The organism is Paenibacillus sp. FSL H7-0737, from assembly GCF_000758545.1.
Classification (GTDB): domain Bacteria; phylum Bacillota; class Bacilli; order Paenibacillales; family Paenibacillaceae; genus Paenibacillus_AQ.
Genome location: NZ_CP009279.1, coordinates 896,023 through 915,964, shown reverse-complemented (window position 1 = coordinate 915,964; position 19,942 = coordinate 896,023). Strand labels below are relative to the sequence as shown.

At 43.5% G+C, this 19,942-nt stretch carries 14 protein-coding genes and 1 riboswitch; of the genes, 2 read left to right on the top strand and 12 right to left on the bottom strand.

Annotated features, from left to right (window positions below; translation table 11 throughout):
• Positions 1-56 precede the first annotated feature (56 nt).
• From H70737_RS03985 to H70737_RS03960, 6 genes are all read right to left on the bottom strand, one after another.
• Positions 57-785, bottom strand: coding sequence for an ECF transporter S component (locus H70737_RS03985; RefSeq protein WP_042184957.1), 729 nt, complete (start codon positions 783-785; stop codon positions 57-59).
• Positions 767-2,437, bottom strand: coding sequence for an ABC transporter ATP-binding protein (locus H70737_RS03980; RefSeq protein ID WP_042184956.1), 1,671 nt, complete (start codon positions 2,435-2,437; stop codon positions 767-769). The genes H70737_RS03985 and H70737_RS03980 overlap by 19 nt, the downstream gene beginning before the upstream one ends.
• Positions 2,410-3,300: an energy-coupling factor transporter transmembrane component T gene (locus H70737_RS03975; protein ID WP_042184955.1), complete on the bottom strand. Its 891-nt coding sequence runs from the start codon at positions 3,298-3,300 to the stop codon at positions 2,410-2,412. The genes H70737_RS03980 and H70737_RS03975 overlap by 28 nt, the downstream gene beginning before the upstream one ends.
• Complete coding sequence (locus tag H70737_RS03970) at positions 3,300-4,274, bottom strand: DUF4430 domain-containing protein (RefSeq protein WP_042184954.1); 975 nt, start codon at positions 4,272-4,274, stop codon at positions 3,300-3,302. The genes H70737_RS03975 and H70737_RS03970 overlap by 1 nt, the downstream gene beginning before the upstream one ends.
• Positions 4,275-4,347: 73 nt before the next feature.
• Positions 4,348-9,270, bottom strand: a complete 4,923-nt coding sequence (locus tag H70737_RS29650) for an S-layer homology domain-containing protein (protein WP_052404152.1) — start codon at positions 9,268-9,270, stop codon at positions 4,348-4,350.
• Positions 9,271-9,434: 164 nt separating this feature from the next.
• Positions 9,435-9,635, bottom strand: a riboswitch (cobalamin riboswitch).
• 91 nt (positions 9,636-9,726) lie between these two features.
• Entirely contained in the window at positions 9,727-10,305 is a 579-nt protein-coding gene (locus H70737_RS03960; RefSeq protein WP_042184953.1) for a hypothetical protein, read from the bottom strand.
• Positions 10,306-10,524: 219 nt separating this feature from the next.
• On the opposite strand from H70737_RS03960, the gene H70737_RS03955 reads away from it, so the two are divergent.
• Positions 10,525-12,246 (top strand): cellulase family glycosylhydrolase, encoded by a 1,722-nt coding sequence (locus tag H70737_RS03955; RefSeq protein ID WP_042184952.1) that lies wholly within the window; start codon positions 10,525-10,527, stop codon positions 12,244-12,246.
• A gap of 62 nt (positions 12,247-12,308) precedes the next feature.
• Here the strand turns inward: H70737_RS03955 and H70737_RS03950 are convergent, their stop codons facing one another.
• The 6 genes from H70737_RS03950 to H70737_RS03925 all read right to left on the bottom strand — a co-directional run bounded on the left by H70737_RS03950 (position 12,309) and on the right by H70737_RS03925 (position 18,640).
• Entirely contained in the window at positions 12,309-12,602 is a 294-nt protein-coding gene (locus H70737_RS03950; protein WP_042184951.1) for a hypothetical protein, read from the bottom strand.
• A 25-nt stretch (positions 12,603-12,627) separates the two neighbouring features.
• Positions 12,628-13,185 (bottom strand): hypothetical protein, encoded by a 558-nt coding sequence (locus H70737_RS03945; protein ID WP_156113053.1) that lies wholly within the window; start codon positions 13,183-13,185, stop codon positions 12,628-12,630.
• Positions 13,186-13,356: 171 nt separating this feature from the next.
• Positions 13,357-14,181, bottom strand: a complete 825-nt coding sequence (locus H70737_RS03940) for a carbohydrate ABC transporter permease (RefSeq protein ID WP_042193304.1) — start codon at positions 14,179-14,181, stop codon at positions 13,357-13,359.
• Positions 14,182-14,199: 18 nt separating this feature from the next.
• The gene (locus H70737_RS03935; protein WP_042184949.1) at positions 14,200-15,099 is read right to left on the bottom strand and encodes a carbohydrate ABC transporter permease; all 900 of its coding nucleotides are present in this window, start codon (positions 15,097-15,099) and stop codon (positions 14,200-14,202) included.
• Positions 15,100-15,171: 72 nt separating this feature from the next.
• Complete coding sequence (locus tag H70737_RS03930) at positions 15,172-16,488, bottom strand: ABC transporter substrate-binding protein (RefSeq protein WP_042184948.1); 1,317 nt, start codon at positions 16,486-16,488, stop codon at positions 15,172-15,174.
• A gap of 58 nt (positions 16,489-16,546) precedes the next feature.
• Positions 16,547-18,640 carry an amylo-alpha-1,6-glucosidase gene (locus H70737_RS03925; RefSeq protein ID WP_042184947.1) on the bottom strand — a complete coding sequence of 698 codons (2,094 nt, stop codon included), beginning with the start codon at positions 18,638-18,640 and terminating at the stop codon, positions 16,547-16,549.
• A 234-nt stretch (positions 18,641-18,874) separates the two neighbouring features.
• Between H70737_RS03925 and H70737_RS03920 the strand changes: the two genes are divergently transcribed.
• Positions 18,875-19,885: a LacI family DNA-binding transcriptional regulator gene (locus H70737_RS03920; RefSeq protein WP_042184946.1), complete on the top strand. Its 1,011-nt coding sequence runs from the start codon at positions 18,875-18,877 to the stop codon at positions 19,883-19,885.
• Positions 19,886-19,942: the final 57 nt, after the last annotated feature.

Here is a 19,942-nt window from a genome sequence, read left to right as displayed (position 1 = left end):
AGCGTCCGCCAGCGCAATGCGCAGCACTTAAAACGCCAAACACCCAATTCCAAAACCTAAGGCTCAATCAACCCATACTTCGTTTTTATCCGATCCAACTTTTCAATCATAGGGTTAGCAATGAAAAAGAGGAACACCACCGTCGAGATGGCATGCACCATATCAAACCAAAAGGCGGAAACATAAGTCGTCATCAACGCCGATAATGAGAACTCAGAAGTGAACATCATCAGCGAGCCTATATTGATAATGCCACCATATACCAAGAATGTCGCTAGCCCTCCGAATATACACAGCGATAGCTTAGTCTTTTTAAGCAGACCCTTCTTGAAGAAAATGCCCGCCAGGAAGCCAATGATGCCAAAACAAAACATTTGCCAAGGCGTCCAAGGTCCCTGCCCAAAGAAGAAATTGGAGACGAAGCCCGCAACAGCACCGACCAGAAATCCTGCCTCAGCTCCCAAACTCACCCCTGCGATGATGACAATGGCAACAACCGGCTTAAACTGCGGCAACATGAAAAAGGCTGCGCGTCCAGCAACGGCAATAGCTGCTAGCACCGCTATGACGATGAGTTCCCTCGCCTGCGGCTTCCGATTCTCGAACACCAACGCAAACGGAATCATCGTGTAGAGGACGATCAATAGGCTGATAAAGTAATATTTGCGATCATCTAGGACAAAGATACCTAACAAAATTGTAGCTGGAATAACTATAAAGATTAGCAGTCCCGCTAATAAAGTTCGACGACTCAAACGACGACCCGTCACCTGCTTCGTTGACATAAATCAATCACACCCTCTATCGTTACTCCCTCGCTCCATACATGACGCGCCATACGGTTGGCGGCAGTCGTATAGAAGCTGTTTCCAGCAAAAAACCTCTGGGCTTCATTCGTAGTGATGATACTTCCATCAAAGAACATGGCGCAGACCTCCGCGTATTTGGCACAGAATTCAACATCATGCGAAACCATTACGATGGTAACACCTTCAGCATTAAGCTTCTGTAAGAATAAAGCTAATTTCTCTTTAAAAGCTCCATCCAGTCCCTTCGTCGGTTCATCCAGCAGCAGAATCTTTGGTTCTAACAAAAGCACTTTTGCCAGCGCAGTACGCTGCTGTTCTCCCCCGCTAAGATCATACGGATGCATCGAGAGAAGATGTTCCAGTTCTGCGAACTTAACCACAGCCTCAACTTTAGCCACCTTTTCTTCCTTCGTCAAAGGAAGCTGAGATAACATTTCGTATAAATCTAGCTCGACTGTTTTTTTCACAAATAAGGTTTGCGGATTTTGCGGGAGGATGCCCAGATTGTTAGTAAACAGTTCTTTGGCATTCATTTTTGCTGGATTCTTTCCACTGATTAGAACCTTCCCTCGATAGGGCTGAAGGATGCCGCTCATCAAGGAGAGTGTTGATGTCTTCCCCGTTCCATTCCCACCAACAATGCAATAGAACTGCCCTTGCTTTACTTCAAAAGACAAATCTTTAATAATATCCGGTCCGTTTTTATCATATTTAAACCATACATCCTTAAACTTTATGACTACAGGGCCGTCCACTTTCGAGCTTGGCTGAGATTCAGCGATCGCTGCAGGTGTCTTATCCTCTAGAAAAGCATCCAACCATTGGCGTCCTTCCTTCACTGTAACAGGCCATGCTAAGTCATTCTCTACGCCTGCGTAAATTTGCATCGGTGAGGGCATGGACAGAAACATCGGATGATTCAGCTTGCTTAGAGCTTTTCCCACCCTTTGCGGGGTATCATCAGCAATCACGACGCCCTCATTCAACACAATCAGCCGATCTGTAAGCGGAAGAACATCCTCTAGACGATGCTCGCTCATGATAACGGTTGTTCCAAGCTCGCGATTAATCTTTTTGACCGTCTCCAAAAAATCGGAAGCGGCGATGGGATCTAGCTGAGAGGTAGGCTCATCAAGGATTAGAACCGAGGGATGCATAGCCATAATCGCTGCTAAATTGAGTAGCTGCTTCTGGCCACCCGATAGCTCAGTCACACTTTTATGGAACCAGGTCTGAATTCCGAAAAAGCTCGCCATCTCAGCCACGCGCAAACGAATCGTAGAATTGTCATAACCTAAGCTTTCAAGGCCAAAGGCCAGTTCATGCCACACCTTGTCTGTCACAATTTGATTGTCCGGACTTTGGAGTACATAACCGATTTCCGCTGCCTGTGTCCGTTGATCGATCTCTTCTACAGGTTGACCCTTATAATAAATCGCCCCTTGGCGTTTGCCATGTGGGGTTAGGATTGTTTTCAGTTGTCTTAGTAAGGTACTTTTTCCGCAGCCTGACTTTCCACACACAGTAATAAAGTCTCCGCTTGCAATCGTAAGATTGATATTCGAAAGAGCCATCTGCTCTTGTTCAGGAAAAGCAAAGCTTAGTTCTTCGATTCGATAGATTTCCATTTCATTGCCTCCACCATATTGATGAGCACAGGGATCATACATAGCGCAAAATAAGCGATATATACAAGGATACTAAAAGGTGTAATTGCGCTCGCTTTAATCGACGGATAATATCTCATCGTGTTCTCACCCATTGCTGCGCCGATAGCTACCATCGCAATTAAGCCTGTCATGATCAAGAGGGCTACTTTGTCCCGGGCATCTAAACGGAAGATCGAAAAGCTTGTACGTCCAGGCAATCCATATCCTCTTGACTTCATGGAATCTGCCGTTTCAATCGCATTTTCCAGAGCCCAGGTGGTCATTATCGATAGGATCGTAATCCCATTCCGCGCCCTTGCGAGGAGATTTCCCTGCGTGACATCCCGGCCTATACATTTTTGGGCATTCGAAATCACCTTGATTTGCGCTAAATATCTAGGAACAAAACGAAGCACCATCGAAAAAATCAACGACAGTGCCGGCAGTATTTTTCCGAATATATAAATAAACTTATCCGAGGTCATCACGACGTTATAACAGGAGAACCATATGATTACCGTCACAAACATGCACGCCGCTGCTACGCCATAAAGAATGGATTCCTCCGTAATGGGATTTCCATTGTTCAAATAGAACAAGATCGTTACCCCTTGGTGATTAAAAACAGGGTTCATAATCGCCATAAATAGTAGAAAAGGAACCATGTACAGCAGATTAAACCGAACGGCTTTCTTTCCTTTTAACATAAAGGAGTAGACTACTGCACTGATAAGGGCAATCACCTGAAATATGGGATGCATGAACACCATGCTAAACAGCAATACAACGACAAAATATAGAAAATTCACAAACGGATGAAAGGTAGAAAAGCTATCCTTCATTATTTCTGAGCTCCTCCTGTGGCTACATAACCACCTACATCTCGACCTAAATCACAAGTGTATACCCATTCAACGACATCGCCATCCTTGAGAACATAACGACTACTGCCGTAGTTAGGGAACCAGCCATTTACTTTGTACATCCATCCACTAAGCTCTCCAGCATCAAATTCATAAAGATTATTTATGCCTTCAATATAATTACTGTTATAGATCGGAGTCATACTGAATTCCATATGGATTTTATTCTTCTTCATCTCTCTTAGCAAAACATCAAACACAGACTCACCTTCATAAAAGGTTACCTTCTGCGCTTTATAAATGATACCATCTGCCGGCAATACTTCAACCTTATCCTTATTGAAAATATCCATATTATCTAAAATCGTTGCTGCCGACACGGACAAAGTAGCCGTTAATTGCTTCTTCTTATCTACCGTTGCATCTTGCCATTCCACGGGCTTAGGTTTCCCGCTCGGCACTGGATCGGTAAGGAATTTATCCTTTTTCGGTTCCTGCTTTGTTTCTGTTGTCGCTACTTTTGAATCCGGTTTGATTACTGGTTTTGCCGTCGCTTTCGTTTCCGGCACGGACGTTTTAGCCGCTTTCGGTGTTGCGGTCGGTTGTGCCTGTGTATCCGATTTAGGTGTTGCAGTCGGCTTTTCAACCTCTGTTACCGCAGTTTCGGTTGGCGTTACCTCTTCAGTTGGTTTTAACGTTTCAACGGGCTTAGGCTTAGCTGTTTCACCAGGTGTAGCTGTAGGAGCTATCTCCGTTGTCTCGGCATCACTTGAGGTTGTAGGCTCTACATCAACATTCTGATTGGAGGCCGTATTGGCTGATTCTACAACTTGAGACTCAACACTGTTACTCGCAACCTTGTTCGGGCTCTTCTGATAATTCCCGCCCCAAAAGAAGGCAATCGCCAACACACCAATAATTAGTATCGCTGTTAGCCATTTTTTCTTATTCATTTCTTAAGTTCCCCACCTTAAATAATAAGCAAGGGTATACATGCTACCCTTGCTTATCTCTTTAAATAAAGTTCTATTTAACGTCTGTCATGTCATAAAGACTCGTCTGACCCTTAACGAACCGATCATAAGCAACCAGTGCATACATCGCTTGATCCGTAGCCATAAGATCTACTTCTCCGGGTTTCGCGCCTCCGTTGCCTACGCCACCCTGCTTCACGTGATAAAAACCACCTTCAGGTGCAGCAAAGCCAAGCAACGCATCTACCGCTGAACGGCCATTTTTAATGAATCTGGAATCCTTATGTGGATCTATACCAAGTCCAGCTAAAGCTACGATCACCTGAGCAATGCTCTCGGAATTCGTAGATTCCCAGCTTGCAAAACCACCGTCTGCTGTTTGCGTTTTGGATAACCAAGCAATTCCACGATCCACAGCAGCCGTTACTTTGGCATTCGTTTTGTAATAAGGGGTCAAGCCTTGAATAACCATTCCCGTAATATCCGGATCGGCCTCAGTAGCATTACTGCCTAGTGCCCATCCCCCGCCGTTGATCTCTCTACCTAAAATGTAATCAATGAGCATCTCTCTAGTTGTCTGCGTCTTTACATCCTTAACCACTGGAATGTCGTAATGATTACTATCCAGAGCGATCAGGGCAAACACAGGTCCATTAATGCCTTGCTTGATTACAGTATCAAAATCCGCGAGCGGTTCCAGTAGGTTATAACCCGCCACTTTATCAATATTTTTGCCGATTGAAGTTAATGCCAAAATAACTCTATCATATTCCGTATATTTTACGCTATGCAGCTTCCCAGCTTTTTCTTTAAGGGTGGCTTCTACATTCGCATAGTACTTAGCGTAATAACTATCTGGAACCTTCACACCAGAACGTGCCAGCCCGAACACTGTCCAATCCCCGCCAACCGAGGAGATGACCGGGTTTGTTACTGTTTTTTGCAAAAAGGCTGCTGTGTTCTGAATATATGGACTAACTGCTTTGTCGCCACTCTTATAATCATGGGTTCTAGAAGCTACAACAGCTGCCATTTCTCTAGTTACAAGCTCTTTAGGCTTAAACTGATTATTATCACCTAACATAAGTCCGGTGGCAACAATGGTTTCCACATCTGCTTTTGCCCACGCAGACACAGTATTGATATCTTTAATAGCTGTCCCAGGCTTCGTAGCCGGGATTGATAATGCTCTGACAATAATGGCTGCCATTTGTTCGCGAGTAATCTTATCATTTGGCTTAAATTCATTATTAAAGCCTGTAATTAACCCTGCTTTATGAGCAGCATTCACATATGGATAGAACCAATCTCCCAGAGCGACATCCTTGTAGGTAATTCCTTTGTCACTCTTGATATCAAGTTCCAATGCTGATACTAGGATCTTAGTAAATTCTGCTCTTGTAATGTGATCTTTCGGATTTACCTGACCATTGTTACCTTGGATGTACCCTTTTACTGTAGCTGTTTCAATCGCTGAGAACGCCCAGGATGAGATCTTATCGGCATCTTTATACACGTGCTTGATATCGTTAGGAGTCGCTGTTGGCGATGGACTCGCATTCGGGTCACCCGGTTTAGCGATATCACCTGGAGCTGGCGTACCACTTGGTTTTGGTGTAGCAGATGGGGTTGGAGTTGGGCTCAAAGTTGGCATCGGTGCATTTAGATCCACACCCAAATTCGTAGTATAACGCCACTGAATTCTATCCCCGGCACTTAGGTTATATGAAGATGCACCATAATTAGGATATTTTCCATTCACATTATACATCCATCCACTACCGCTACCATGGTCAAATTCTCCATCACCAGCTATGGATTCAACATATACACTTCCAAATGTACTGTTCCAAGAATATCTATAGTCGATATCGCGGCTATCTAGCACTCTCTCTAGTACAGACCACACTGTGTCACCAGATTGTAGCTCTACCTGTACAGATGGAAGAACATATCCCTTCTTAATCGTAAGCTTATCCACGGATAGGGTTACATATGGTTTCGATGGAGTGGTTCCTCCACCATTGCCACTACCACCGTCGCCACCAGGTGTCTGAACTACACTGGATGTGTACGCAATGTAATCAGTGAAGTGATTGGTTTTTACGATTAAATCATTTCCATTATCGTAGGCATACTCTGACTTGCCGCTTGCCAAACCTAAGGCGTCACTTGCAAATTTTTGAATCGCATGAGGTGCACCATTTTGAATATAAGCTACATCTTTTCCTTTAAGGTCCTTAAAGGTTAATGTGATAAATTGACTGAATTCTACTCTTGCGCTGCCACCCATAGAAAAAGCTTGAATAATGCTCTCCAGCTTCTTATCCTGGGAAATAATCTGATTCAGACTATCTTTTAGTGCAGCTTCTGTGCCTGTTAAAGGTGACATTAGTTCAATCGCTGCGGCATTTCCACTTGTAACTTTTGCACCCTTAGGAATGACTACAGATACGTCACCTTTGGTAGCCTCAATCTGAGGAAGATCGCTGTTATTAGGTAAACTAACACTAACCTTCGATTGTTGACTTTTAGGAATAACTACCGTTATTTCCTTGTTGCTATCTCCTGTGCTGATCGGAACGATATAATCATGAGCATCATCATTGATTACAACTTCCGGCTTATCACCAGAAGGTAACGGAAATTCTTTCGGACCCTCTGGTTGTACAGGTGGTTGTTCAATTACCACATCATTCATATCAAAGAGACGGTTACTGTGATTAATCAGACGATCATAGGACACAAGTGCATACGTACCTTGGTCCGTAGCCATCCCATCTACTCTTCCGGTGAGAATATGCTTAAATCCACCATCCGGATCAGCAAAGGTAAGCAGTGCATCAATCAGTGAATTTCCCTTTTTAACAAACCTTAAGTCACTGTGCGGATCTATGCCTACGCCAGTTAAAGCAACAATGACCTGCGCGATGCTCTCACTGCTTGTGCTTCCCCAGCTTGTAAATCCACCTTGATCATTCTGTGTGCTTGATAACCATGCAATCGCGCGATCCACAGCAGCTTTTACATTAGGATCCTTTGCATAGTAAGGCGCAAGTGCTTGCATCGTCATTCCAGTGATATCGGTATCGGCTTTAGTACCAAATAACGCCCATCCACCAGTTGGTGCTTCTTTTTCTAAAATATACTGAACTAGTTTTTCTCTTGTGGTTTGATCTGTAACGCCTTCTACTACAGGAATATCATAGTTATGACTATCTAAGGCAATCAGCGCAAATATGGGACCATTAAGCCCTTGCTTCTGAACATATTGAAAATCTGCAAGTGCATTTCTTAAATCATGCCCTGCAACATTCGTGATATCTTTTCCGATCGAGGTAAGTCCTAGAATCGCTCTGGAATGCTCTGTGCTTTTAGAAGGGTCGAGTTTTCCATCCTTCATTAGCTTAGCTACTTCAGCAGCTACATTATTATAATAAAGATTGTAATAGCCACTTGGAACCTCGAAGTTGGCCCGTGCTAGAGAAAGAATCGACCATTCCCCGCTACCTGTTCCAAAAGACGGATTTTTTACAGTGTTTAGGATATAGGCAAGGTTTTTATTTAATTGTTGTTTGGCTACAACAGTAGTAGGTTGTTCAAATGGAACATCATTCATGTCATAGAGACGGTTGCTATTATTGATCAGACGATCATAGGATACGAGCGCATATGTACCTTGATCCGTAGCCATAGCGTCTACTTTACCGGTGAGAATATGCTTGAATCCACCATCCGGCCCAGAGAAGCTAAGTAAAGCATCTATAAGTGAATTTCCTTCTTTAATAAACCTAGGGTCACTGTGCGGATCTACGCCTACGCCAGTTAAGGCAACAACAACCTGTGCAATGCTCTCACTGCTTGTGCTTCCCCAGCTTGTAAATCCGCCTTGAGCATTTTGTACACTCGATAACCATGCAATCGCCCGATCCACGGCAGCTTTTACATTAGGATCCTTTGCGTAATAAGGCGCAAGTGCTTGCATCGCCATCCCGGTCATATCGACGTCGGCTTTGGTTACACCTAAAGCCCAGCCCCCGGCATCTGCTGCACCTTTTTTAACTTCTCTATCTAAGATGTACTGAACCAGGTTTTCTCTTGTGCTTTGATATATAACTCCCTTCTCATCAGGATCAGGGAATAATACTGGAATCTCATAGTTATGACTATCTAGTGCAATCAGAGCAAATATGGGACCGTTGTTCCCTTGCTTCTGAATATATTGATAATCAGCTAGTGCATTTCTTAGATCATGACCTGCAACATTCGTGATATCTTTTCCGATAGAGGTAAGTCCTAGAATGGCTCTGGAGTTCTCTGTGCTTTTACTAGCGTCGAGTTTTCCATCCTTAATTATCGTTGCTATTCGCGTAGCTACATTGTTGTAATAGAGATTGTAATAACCGTTAGGTACTTTGTAGTTCGCACGTGCTAGAGAAAGAATCGACCATTCTCCGCTACCTGTTCCAAATGAAGGATTCTTTACGGTGTTAACGATGTAGGCCAAGCTTTTATCTAACTGTTCTTTAGCAGTGATTTTATAAGTAACCTGATAGGTTACATTATCTGCTTTGTTTCCTGCGCCATCTATAGCTGTTACTGCGATTACGTTACTACCTGGGTTTAGAGATGCTTTGTACTCACCATTAGTAGCTGACAGAACGACTTGGTTCAGCTTTACTACTGGAATAATGTCTTTATAGACATTGTCTGTAACCACTACTTTGAAGCTCACATCTTTACTGGATACTTCCTGTTTATCTTGTATACCTTCTATTGAAATCGTAGGCTTCTCTGTATCTGGCTCTTGTACTAGCGCATTAATCTGCTCTACTAGAGCTTGATCAACCTCTGTTGTTACAACTGCACTATCGGCAATTGCTTCATTCGCATGAGCCGGGATTACGCTTGTAGAGAACGTCGTGATAAATACTGCTACAATAAGTAACCAAGCTAAAAACTTATTTTTCTTCATGTTTCCATAACCCTTCCCTTCTCTTCCTATGTTAAAAAACAGAATAAACTTTCATAGCACTACAAAAAAACCACTCAACATACGTCAAGAGGTTTAAGATAGTGAACCGCAACAATAGCAGGCATATACTATATCAAACACCTCTCTATCGCTCGTAGAGTTTAACGGTGTATCAGAAACAGGCAGATATTCTGGCTCAAGTATCATCACCCTTGCTACCTTCCCAGTTTCCCAGTGGTACCTTGCAAGGACTCCTCTTTCACAGCGGCGGGACCGCGCGGGATTCACACCCGCTTTCCATTTAACCAATCTATGATTGTATTTCCGAAACATTCATAATTGGCACCTATTGCTAATATTAATTTTTCCATGCTTCATCATATCTAATATAGTTGCTTTTGTCATGCAATATTTGTTTTTTGTATAACGAGTAGTTAGCGATAATCCTATTGAATATCAAATCATTTTAACCACAATATACTCTTTTTCTCTCAGCTCAAAACCATCCTTCAGTGACAAAGAGGCCAAATCAAAGATTCGATCATACTTTTTATTACGTGGGAGTCCTTCTTCCTCAGCCCAGCATGTATAGAGCTCGAACTCGGTACCAGATACCCCATAATCTGTCATAAGCCTAAATAACTCCCGACAACACTTGAGTGAGGCGTTATACGATCCCGGTAGAGTATCTTTTAGCTTAGGGGATACAGAGAAGCCGCCCCAATTCGGTGAAATCCGGTACACATACGGACTCCGAAAATGCTTGCGAATCTCATCGTTCCAATACCCAAGTTCCTCTATAAAAATACCCGCTGCATCTTCTTCCGAGTCGTATACAAGACAGTCCTCATCTCTTAAATGAGACAGATCTGCGATGTCATCCAAAGGAATTATACCTTGCAGGCGCAGAGCCTCTCTTTGTTTCTTATACTCCGGGGAATTTTTCACTTCATTATATGTCATTACTGACGGTACACTGCCTCTTTCTCCTAACGGAAGTTCTGTAGCCGAGCCTATGTAATGAAATCTGCTCACTGGATTGCCCTCCATAACTTTGGAATCACTGCAAATCACTAATTCATATATGAATTTACCACAAATTAGTAAGGTACTCGTTGAAATTATTCTATGTTAGGGTATTTGGTAAGCGTTTACAACGAATTCATGGAGGTGTACGTGTTCATCTAAGTACCAAAGTACCAAGGAAGGTCAGGTTTAAGCATCCTCAAAAATGATCTTACAAAGGAGAATTCAATGACTACTCGAATCCAGAAATCATTCTTATCATTGACCCTTGTCACCGCTCTTCTGCTCTCTTTGTTCTCATCCATTGCCGCCGCTGCCACTAAGGACGAGCAACAAGCTAAGGCAGCACCAAAGAGTAAGATCCAATCCTATGTAGACGATATGCAGCCCGGATGGAACCTTGGCAATACTCTAGATGCTACAGGTGAGGATGAAACCTCCTGGGGCAATCCGCGTGTGACCCAAGAACTGATTAAGAAAATCGCCGCACAAGGCTACAAAAGTATCCGTATTCCTATCACTTGGGATTCACACATAGGCGAAGCACCGAACTACACTATTGAAAAAGCTTACCTCGACCGTGTCGAAGAAGTTGTAGGCTGGGCGCTGGACGCCAAGTTATATGTAATGATTAACGTCCATCACGACTCCTGGTTATGGGTAAGTCATATGGAAGAGAAGCATGAGGAAACGCTGGCGCGTTATAATGCAGCATGGACTCAAATTGCTGACCGCTTCAAGGATAAATCCGATAAGCTGATGTTCGAAAGCATTAATGAACCTCGTTTCACAGATGGCGGAAGTACGGATGAAGCGAAGATGGAACAGATGCTTGCAGAGCTCAACAATTCCTTCCATCAGATCGTTCGAAACTCAGGTGGAAAAAATGATGTCCGTCCACTAGTGCTACCTTCATTAGAGACTTCTCCTACCCAACCTAGAATGGATCAGCTCTACAAGACGATTACAGCTCTTAACGATCCGAACATAATTGCGACCGTTCACTACTATGGCTTCTGGCCGTTCAGTGTGAATATCGCTGGTTACACCACGTTTGAAAAAGATACAAAAAACGATATCATCCAAACTTTTGATAACGTTTACAACACATTCGTAGCCAAAGGAATCCCTGTTATCGTTGGTGAGTTTGGACTGCTAGGATTCGATAAAGATACAGGTGTGATTGAACAAGGCGAGAAGCTGAAATTCTTCGAGTACCTTACCTATTATTTAAAAGAAAAGAAAATGACCTCCATGCTCTGGGATAATGGGCAGCATTTCAACCGCAAAACGTATAAGTGGTCCGATTCTGAGCTGCAGGGTGTATTAATGTCTGGTCTGAAGGAACGTTCCTCCAGCACTGAAAGCGATCTGGTCTATCTAAAAAAAGGTGCAGCGATCAAAGACACCAAGGTGAAGCTGAACCTAAACGGCAATAAGCTAACCATGATTAGTGCAAATGGGAAGTATCTAACAAAGGGAAAAGATTACACCTTGAATGGCGAGGAGCTCACACTCAAAGCCAGCCAACTCAAAAAACTCACAGCTTCCCAAAAATACGGTGAAAATGCCGTGTTAACGCTGAAATTCAACAAAGGTGTTGCGTGGAGACTAAAGATCATCGTGAATGACACTGCCAAATTAAGTGATGCCAAAGGTACGACTGAATCGTTTGCGATTCCAACTACCTTTAATGGTAACCAGCTTGCCACGATGGAGGCTGTCTATACCCCTGGTGGCAATGCAGGCCCGCAAGACTGGACACCATTCAAGGAGTTCGGCAATACGTTCTCACCCTCTTATAACACGAAAGAAATCAAGCTGCTTCCAGCCTTCTTTAAAGATGTTAAAGATGGAGAGGTCATCTTGAAATTCCACTTCTGGAATGGTGATATCCTTACGTACAAGATCACGAAGAGTGGAACAAACGTTGTAGGAAAATCTTCTTAACTTTCGCTGTATAACATAAAAAGAAGTGTCCCTTCACGGGGACACTCCTTTTTTTAACTACATCATACATATACTTCTTCATACGTCATCAACATCAAGCGATAGACCAGATATACTCCAAGATAAGCTCCCGTTAAAAGGAACATTGGATTCAAAAAAATTGCATGGATCGAGGTCATAAATACCGTGTTATCTCTTAATATTTCATATATAGCTAGGGCAGAAATATTACCTAAAATAAGCGTAGACAACACAGAAGCTACATTAAAAACAATACGCCACTTTATCCATTTCCGTTGTATCATTAGCATGGCGACGGGAACCACTATACTGCCAAATACGATTAGAAATTTCATTTAGCCAGCCACCTCAGTATCTCTTTTAATCCTCCAGTTCAACACTTTCGATTTGCCCCTCGGCATTCACTGTCCACTCGATATCAACACCTGGCATCAATCCAAGCATGTCCTCATCTTCGATCACTACATGATCGGGAATGGTTATGCTTTGCTCTCCCCCACCTTCGACTCTAACGGTAACCTGTTTACCGTTAGCCGTAGTAATCTTCCCATCATATTCAATCTGCTGCAAAACAATCTTTTGAGTCGCATCCGTTATGGTAACCCGCTTGCCGCCGTCTGTCAGCAGCTCAATCTTTTTATGATAGCCATCCTTTAAAGCAACTTCCTTAATCACCCTCTTAACACTAACACCCGCCGGAAGTCCCTCTGTATTTGTACCGGACGAGGTATTGGGTTGTTCAGTGGCACTGTTCGTAGCTGCAGGTGCAGTGGCTTCTGTTGTAGGCGTTGGAGTTACTTGTGTGGTTTCATTGGCAGCTTTAGAGCAGCCACTTAATAGGACGGTGCAGGCACAGATCAAACAAAGAATTGAAGTTCGAATCTGACGTTGTGAATTTCCTTTATTCTGTGTCATCATTTACCTCCGCATTTAAATTTCTTCCAGTTCTATTTTGTGAACATAGTTTTACCTCTTCCCTTCCTTTTATACCCCAACTTCCCCATATAAGATCAATAGAATGGTAACAATTCATGAACATATCAAAAAACCGCCCTGATTTAAGATCAGTGGCGGTCCTTGTAAATTAAATTATTTACTGCCGGTAAACGTAATTCCTTTTATAAAGAAGCGGTTGAAGAATGCATAAATAAGTAGTGCGGGTAGGGTAAACACCATTGATGCGGCCATAATATAATTCCAGTGGCTAATATACTGGCCCTTAAAAGTATTGAGACCAAGTGTAAGTGTGAACATCGACTTGTCTGACATGAACATCAGTGGCTTCAGAAATTCATTCCATGCACCCATGAATACAAAGATCGTCTGAGCCGCCAATGCGGGGATAGCAAGTGGCAGAGCAATGCGGAAAAATGTGCCGAACTTATTTAGACCATCCATCTCGGCAGCCTCCTCCAGCTCTTTCGGAAAGCTCAGGAAGAATTGCCGCATCATAAAGATGAACGTCGCATTTACCATCATCGGCAGCGTCAGTGCGGCATAAGTATTCAACAAATCAAGCTGTTTCATGATCAGATATGCAGGCACGATAGTCAATTGGCCGGGAATCATCTGTACGGCCAAGATAAGAAAAAACACAACCTTGCTGCCTGTAAAATCAATACGTGCAAGCGCATAACCCGCCATAGAGTTGAACAAGGTATTGCATAGCGTTGAAACTACAGCGATGAGTGCACTGTTGAACATCCATCTGAGGAACAGCGGCTCCTTCACGAAGATGTCGTAATAGTTCTGGAAAGTGAACTGTTTTGGAATAAAGTTGATACTCCCTGACACAATCTCGCTTAACGGTTTAAACGATGAGGATAGTGCCCATAGGAAAGGTATGACCGTCACGCACCCATATGCGAATAACAGGAAATACAGAACCACCTTAACCCCTTTGGAATAGTTAATTACCACCTGATCGTCCTCCTAGTTCAGCTTCTCTTCGGAGAATAGCTTCCGCTGGATCAGCGTTACGATCATAATGACCGCAGCCAGCATGACAGCGAGCGCAGAAGCGTAACCGAAGTCGAGATTTTTAAACGCATACTGATAGATAAGCAATGCCACCGTTAAGGTAGAGTTATTCGGGCCGCCGGAGCCTGCCGAAAAAATATACGATTGATCGAATAGCTGAAAGGTACCAATGACTCCCATAACTACCGTGAAGAAGGTCGCTGGCTTAATCATCGGAAGCGTAATAGAAATAAAACGTCTAAATCCTCCTGCCCCATCCAGCATGGCCGACTCGTACAATGCATCAGGGATATCTTGCAGTGCAGCTAAGAAGACTACCATAAAAAACGGAGCAGTAGACCATATATTCATAAGCATGATCGCCTTAAGAGCGACCGCCGGATCTCCAAGCCAGTTGTAACCATGCAAACCTACGAACTCAAGCACACGGTTCAGCAGACCGTTTGAATTGTAAATCCACATAAAAATAAGTGACAATACCGCCGAGGAAGTAACCGTCGGCATAAAAAATACGATTCGGAAGAAATTTTTAAATCTAAGCTTAGCATTCAAAATAACGGCTAATAAAATAGCAAATGCAGTCTGCAAAGGTACAACGAACAGCGCAAAGGATGCCGTGTTTTTCAGTGCAATCCAAGCTCTCTCGTCACCGGCCATACGTGTAAAATTATTGAATCCAACCCACTTGTAACTGACATCACCAAGTAAATTTACCTTATGTCCTGATAAATAGAGCGAATAAAAAACTGGCAGGAACAAAAAAGTGCCCAGTACAAGAATAGTAGGAAGCAGGAACAGATAGGCCGTCACATTATTTCTTAGCTTCTTTCTAAATGTTGAGACTTGAGTCATGCTTCACTTTTCCTTTCGTATCAGAATGAAAGAAGGAAGGGGTGGTCCGAAGACCCTCCCCCTTCAATCCGTTTATTTTGCTGCTTCAATTTCCTTATTCGCTACATCTTCAGCTTTCTTCATTGCATCCTCAAGCTTAGAGTTGCCCATAAATGTATCTACAAATTGGTTATTGAAGTTATTAGTGATGGTAGGCAACGTAGATGCGGCTTGCCAAGGCGTTGCATAGGAGGCACCCGCTACAATTGCTCCACGCAGTTCATCCTTGTCGTAGCCCAGCTCCTGTGCGACCGATTTCCGTGTAGGAAGTGCGAACCCTTTGCTGGTCCAGGTCTTCATTCCGTCTTTGCCTGTCAAGAAAGAGATTAACTGCCAAGCCGCTTCTTTCTTCTTCGATTGCTTGTTCATTACATAAGCTACCGTAAAGGCCATTGTGCCTTTAGTGCCGTTCACCGTTGGAAGCTCAGCGGTAGCATAATCCAGATCCTTATAGTTGGATTCCAGGAATGGAATCGCCCAGTTGCCTTCGAATACGATAGAAGCCTTGCCTTGCCCGAACATTTCTCCACCCCAGCCAGCACCTACTTCCTTAGGCTCACCGGAGGATTTGTCAACGTTATGCATATCTACAACAAGCTGAAGACCTGGTAGTGCTTCCGCAGATGCGAAGGTTGCTTTGCCTTCTTCGTCAGAAACTTTTCCACCGAACGCTTGGATCATGAACATCTGACGTGCAAGCTCAGGAGCAACGCCGAAACCATAACGAGTGATTTTATCTCCTTCTTTTTTAGTCAGCTTGATCGCATCTGCTTTCAGTTCATCCCAAGTTGTTGGAGGAGTCGTAATTCCCGCTTCGGCAAAATCCTTTTTATTGTAGAACATAGCAAGTGTAGAGAAATCCTTAGGGAATCCGTAAGATACATCATCCTTCTTAAAAGCATCAACCATTGGCTGTTCAAAGTCTGCAACATCAAACTCAGGTGTCACATAACTGTCCAACGGCTCCAGCACATTAGCTTCAATGAGACCAGGCGCCTCAAATGCATCCAGATAGAAGACGTCCGGACCTTCTCCACCTATGAGTCTAGTCTTGATAACATCCATGTATTGATCGGCAATAACTTCGTAATTCACTTTCACATTCGGATATTTAGCTTCGAACTCCTTCAGCGTCTGATTTAACAGATCCTGCTCTTCAGGACTCGCTCCCCAGCCTGCAAGAGTAATCGTAACCGGCTCATCCGTTGTCGGTGCTGCTGTTTCTTTATCTGTGCTATTGTTTGTTGCTGCCGTTCCTGCGTTACTGTTTGTTTTGTTGCCACCACATGCGGTCAACATTAGTCCAGCAACCAGCATCAAAGATAGAATTATTAACCCCGATTTTCTCATTTTCAATACAACCTCCTTAGTATTGTCAGGCTTTTTATATAAAAAAATTACGTATTGCCTATAGAATCACCAGTTCATAACCTGTTTGGTTAGATAAAATCTCCAGCTTTGGCTCGTTATCCACACGACTAACTCGCAGGCTGAGCGTGCCATTGCCAATCTGTAATTGCTCCACCTTTAAGTCATTCATACCGTTTAGAAGTGCAGGCTTGATCGTAATCTGCCGGGTTAGAGCATTCGGTTGAAGACCAAGGAGCGCTTGCACGAAGGTCAATGGTGTTCCAGCCGCCCATGCTTGTGGAGAACAGGCTACCGGATAAGGAACAGGAGCACCGAGCTGGTCACTGTAACCACAATACAATTCAGGCAATCTGTAATATTCAAATTGGTCAGCTGCGTTCAGTAATCCTTGCATAACAGTGATTGCTTCCTCTGTGAACCCGGACTGACTTAGGCCAAGCAAACAGAGTGAGTTATCATGCGGCCATACACTTCCGTCATGGTAACTCATCGGATTGTAACCTGTAGCCGCAGTACTCATAGTCCGAATACCGTATCCTCCGAAGAGATCAGGGGCTACTAGTCTTTCCGCAACTGCTTTTGCCCGCTCTGGCGAGGCGATTCCTGACATTAGAATATGTCCTGCATTCGAAGTAACGGAGTCTACCCGTTTCTTATCCTTATCCAAGGCGATTGCATAAAATTGCTCATCATCCATCCAGAAGTCTTCCTCGAAACGGGTTCGCAGCTGAGCTGCATCTTTTTCCATAACCTCTGCCTGTTCTTCGTGACCTAAGCTCTTGAAGATAGGAGCAAGTCGAGTCAGCGCCTGATACACATAACCTTGAACCTCTACTAGCGCGATCGGGGCCTCCGCATAATCACCATTACTATGAATGACGGAATCCGCAGAATCCTTCCAACCTTGATTGGCAATTCCCTTGGATGACTTCTGATAATACTCCACAAAGGAATCCTTATCATAATCGCCATATTCTTTAATCCAATTCAATGCAGCGTTGAGATGCGGCATTAAAGAGCTAACAAAGTCAAGATCTCCTGTCCAGTGGTAATACTCTGCCGTAAGCAGCAGGAACAGAGGTGTTGCATCGATTGTGCCGTAATATGGTGTGAACGGAACCTGGTTAGTAGCCGCTAACTCTCCATACCGGATTTCGTGCATCACTTTGCCTGGCTGCTCGTCGCGCCACTCATCTTCCTTCTGTCCTTGGTAGGCAGCCATTGTAAGTAAGGTTCCCTTAGCAATTTGAGGATTCAAAGATAACATCTGCAGCGCTGCAATCAGGCTGTCGCGTCCAAAGGGAACGGAGTACCACGGCAAGCCTGCAACCGGAAACTGCCCATAACCAAGGTCTGTTAGCAGCACCCGTAAATCTTGAACACCTCGATGGTACAGCTTGTTAAATAACGGCATATCACTGCTGATGGAAGTCGATGAAGCATTCCAACTAGCGTAAGATGCTCTGAGTTTATTCATTGCTTCCTTAGGTTCATGCTGCAGCGGCTCGTTGCCATCTATCATCGGAGCAATAAAGAAAGCGATTTCAACACTCTCCTGATGCTTAAGCTCGACATCGAAATGTACCTCACCTGCCTCGCTTATTCGGCTTTCCTGAGTATCCCATTTCACCTTGGTTTCTCTCAGTAACTCATCTGCCCCGAGATAACTGATCACTCTTTCACCTGAAGCACTTCGTTCACCCGTCTTACTTCCTAGCTTTCCATGCTGAAACCCACGAATCACGAACATATCTGTAAAATCTGCATCTAACAGCACAGAGAAATCGAATTGGATTGCTTTTGGATAATAACTTGTTAACTTGAAGGTCTCATATAGTGCACCCTCATAAATAAAGCGTGTACGTTCAATCTCTACAGACTCACGCCACAAAATCAATTTACCGTCTTCCTCCATATGAGGATTGGTAAGACGAATGGTAGAGATATAATTCTCATCGGCAGCGGAGGATAACAATATCGGTCGCTGATTATTAATTCGGATTTCCATTCGGCTTAAGAAACGGGTATCTCTGGTATAGAGACCTAGACCCGATTGATCATTGTCCGGTATGTCCCCACTTTTGTCCGTCATTAGAAACAGATCATTTTCTTTGATAACTCGATAATTCAAAACTTCCCCTCATTTCTTCGCTGTGTATCCGAAACGTTTCGGAAAAAGCACAAAAAAATATATATCTTCAGATAATCGAATGCTCGACAGACTTACCAAAACGTTTCGGATAAGGTATAATCGAATTATAAATCATGATGAAAGCATTTACAAGATGCATTTTATATTTTATTTTTTTAATATTTAAATACTACATATGGCCTTATTGTCCCTAAATATGAAGGAGGTATCCTTATGGTTACTATAAAAGATATTGCCAAAGCCGCCAGCGTATCCGTAACAACCGTCTCCCGAGCCTTAAATGGTTATGACGATGTTAACGAAGGTACCCGGCTCAAGATTAGAACTATTGCAGACCAATTAGGCTATAGCCCTAACATGGCTGCCAGATCGCTTATATCTAAAAAAACAAAAACGCTGGGTCTCCTACTCTCCAACGTAACAAGAGATAGCTCCAAAGACAATATAGCCTTTGAAGTATTATGCGGGATCAATGATCGTTCAGGAGAGCTGGATTATGACCTTGTACTCTTCAGCACAACCCCGCAAAAGCAAAGAGTGAAATCCTATAAGACATTATGCCAAGAAAGAGGTGTAGATGGTGTCATTATTATGGGGATTCGACTGGATGATCCCTATCTCAAGGAAATCGTATCCTCTGATATTCCTTGCGTGCTCATTGATATTACACTTGAAGGGCCAAATGTCGGTTATGTCACCTCTGATAATACAAAAGGGGCGCTTCACGCAGTAACTCATCTGCTAGAGTCAGGACATCGCCATATTGCTATGATTAACGGACATACCCAAGCAGATGTAGCACTTCTTCGATTAGAAGGTTACCGTCTCGCCCTTGAGAATTACGGTATTCCCTTTGACGAATCCCTCGTTTTTAACGGATTATTTTCCGAACAAGGAGGAAAAGAAGCTGCTCAGCAGATGATGTCCAGCCATCCTGAGGTCACTGCTATTTTTTGTGCAAGTGATTTGATGGCGCTTGGAGCTATGCAGGGTGTGAAGGAAGCCGGAAAAGCGGTGCCCGGGGATATTTCAATTATAGGTTACGATAATATTGATTTGACAGCGTATTGCACACCAGCTTTGACTACAGTGAATCAACATAAATACGAGTTAGGAACCAACGCTGCTCAGATCCTCATAGATCTACTAGAGAAACAACAAGCTATTCATCATGTCATGCTTCCTAGCGAGCTAATAAAAAGAGATAGCGTTCGTACCCTTTAACATCATGAGGAACTCATTAACAATAAACAAGGATATCCCTTCATTAGGGACATCCTT

Bases quoted from the DNA above. Each gene is read 5' to 3' on its own strand.
- H70737_RS03930 (WP_042184948.1), bottom strand. From the start codon at position 16,488: ATGAGAAAATCGGGGTTAATAATTCTATCTTTGATGCTGGTTGCTGGA.
- H70737_RS03935 (WP_042184949.1), bottom strand. From the start codon at position 15,099: ATGACTCAAGTCTCAACATTTAGAAAGAAGCTAAGAAATAATGTGACG.
- H70737_RS03970 (WP_042184954.1), bottom strand. From the start codon at position 4,274: ATGAATAAGAAAAAATGGCTAACAGCGATACTAATTATTGGTGTGTTG.
- H70737_RS03950 (WP_042184951.1), bottom strand. From the start codon at position 12,602: ATGAAATTTCTAATCGTATTTGGCAGTATAGTGGTTCCCGTCGCCATG.
- H70737_RS03985 (WP_042184957.1), bottom strand. From the start codon at position 785: ATGTCAACGAAGCAGGTGACGGGTCGTCGTTTGAGTCGTCGAACTTTA.
- H70737_RS03955 (WP_042184952.1), top strand. From the start codon at position 10,525: ATGACTACTCGAATCCAGAAATCATTCTTATCATTGACCCTTGTCACC.
- H70737_RS03920 (WP_042184946.1), top strand. From the start codon at position 18,875: ATGGTTACTATAAAAGATATTGCCAAAGCCGCCAGCGTATCCGTAACA.
- H70737_RS03945 (WP_156113053.1), bottom strand. From the start codon at position 13,185: ATGATGACACAGAATAAAGGAAATTCACAACGTCAGATTCGAACTTCA.
- H70737_RS03975 (WP_042184955.1), bottom strand. From the start codon at position 3,300: ATGAAGGATAGCTTTTCTACCTTTCATCCGTTTGTGAATTTTCTATAT.
- H70737_RS29650 (WP_052404152.1), bottom strand. From the start codon at position 9,270: ATGAAGAAAAATAAGTTTTTAGCTTGGTTACTTATTGTAGCAGTATTT.
- H70737_RS03980 (WP_042184956.1), bottom strand. From the start codon at position 2,437: ATGGAAATCTATCGAATCGAAGAACTAAGCTTTGCTTTTCCTGAACAA.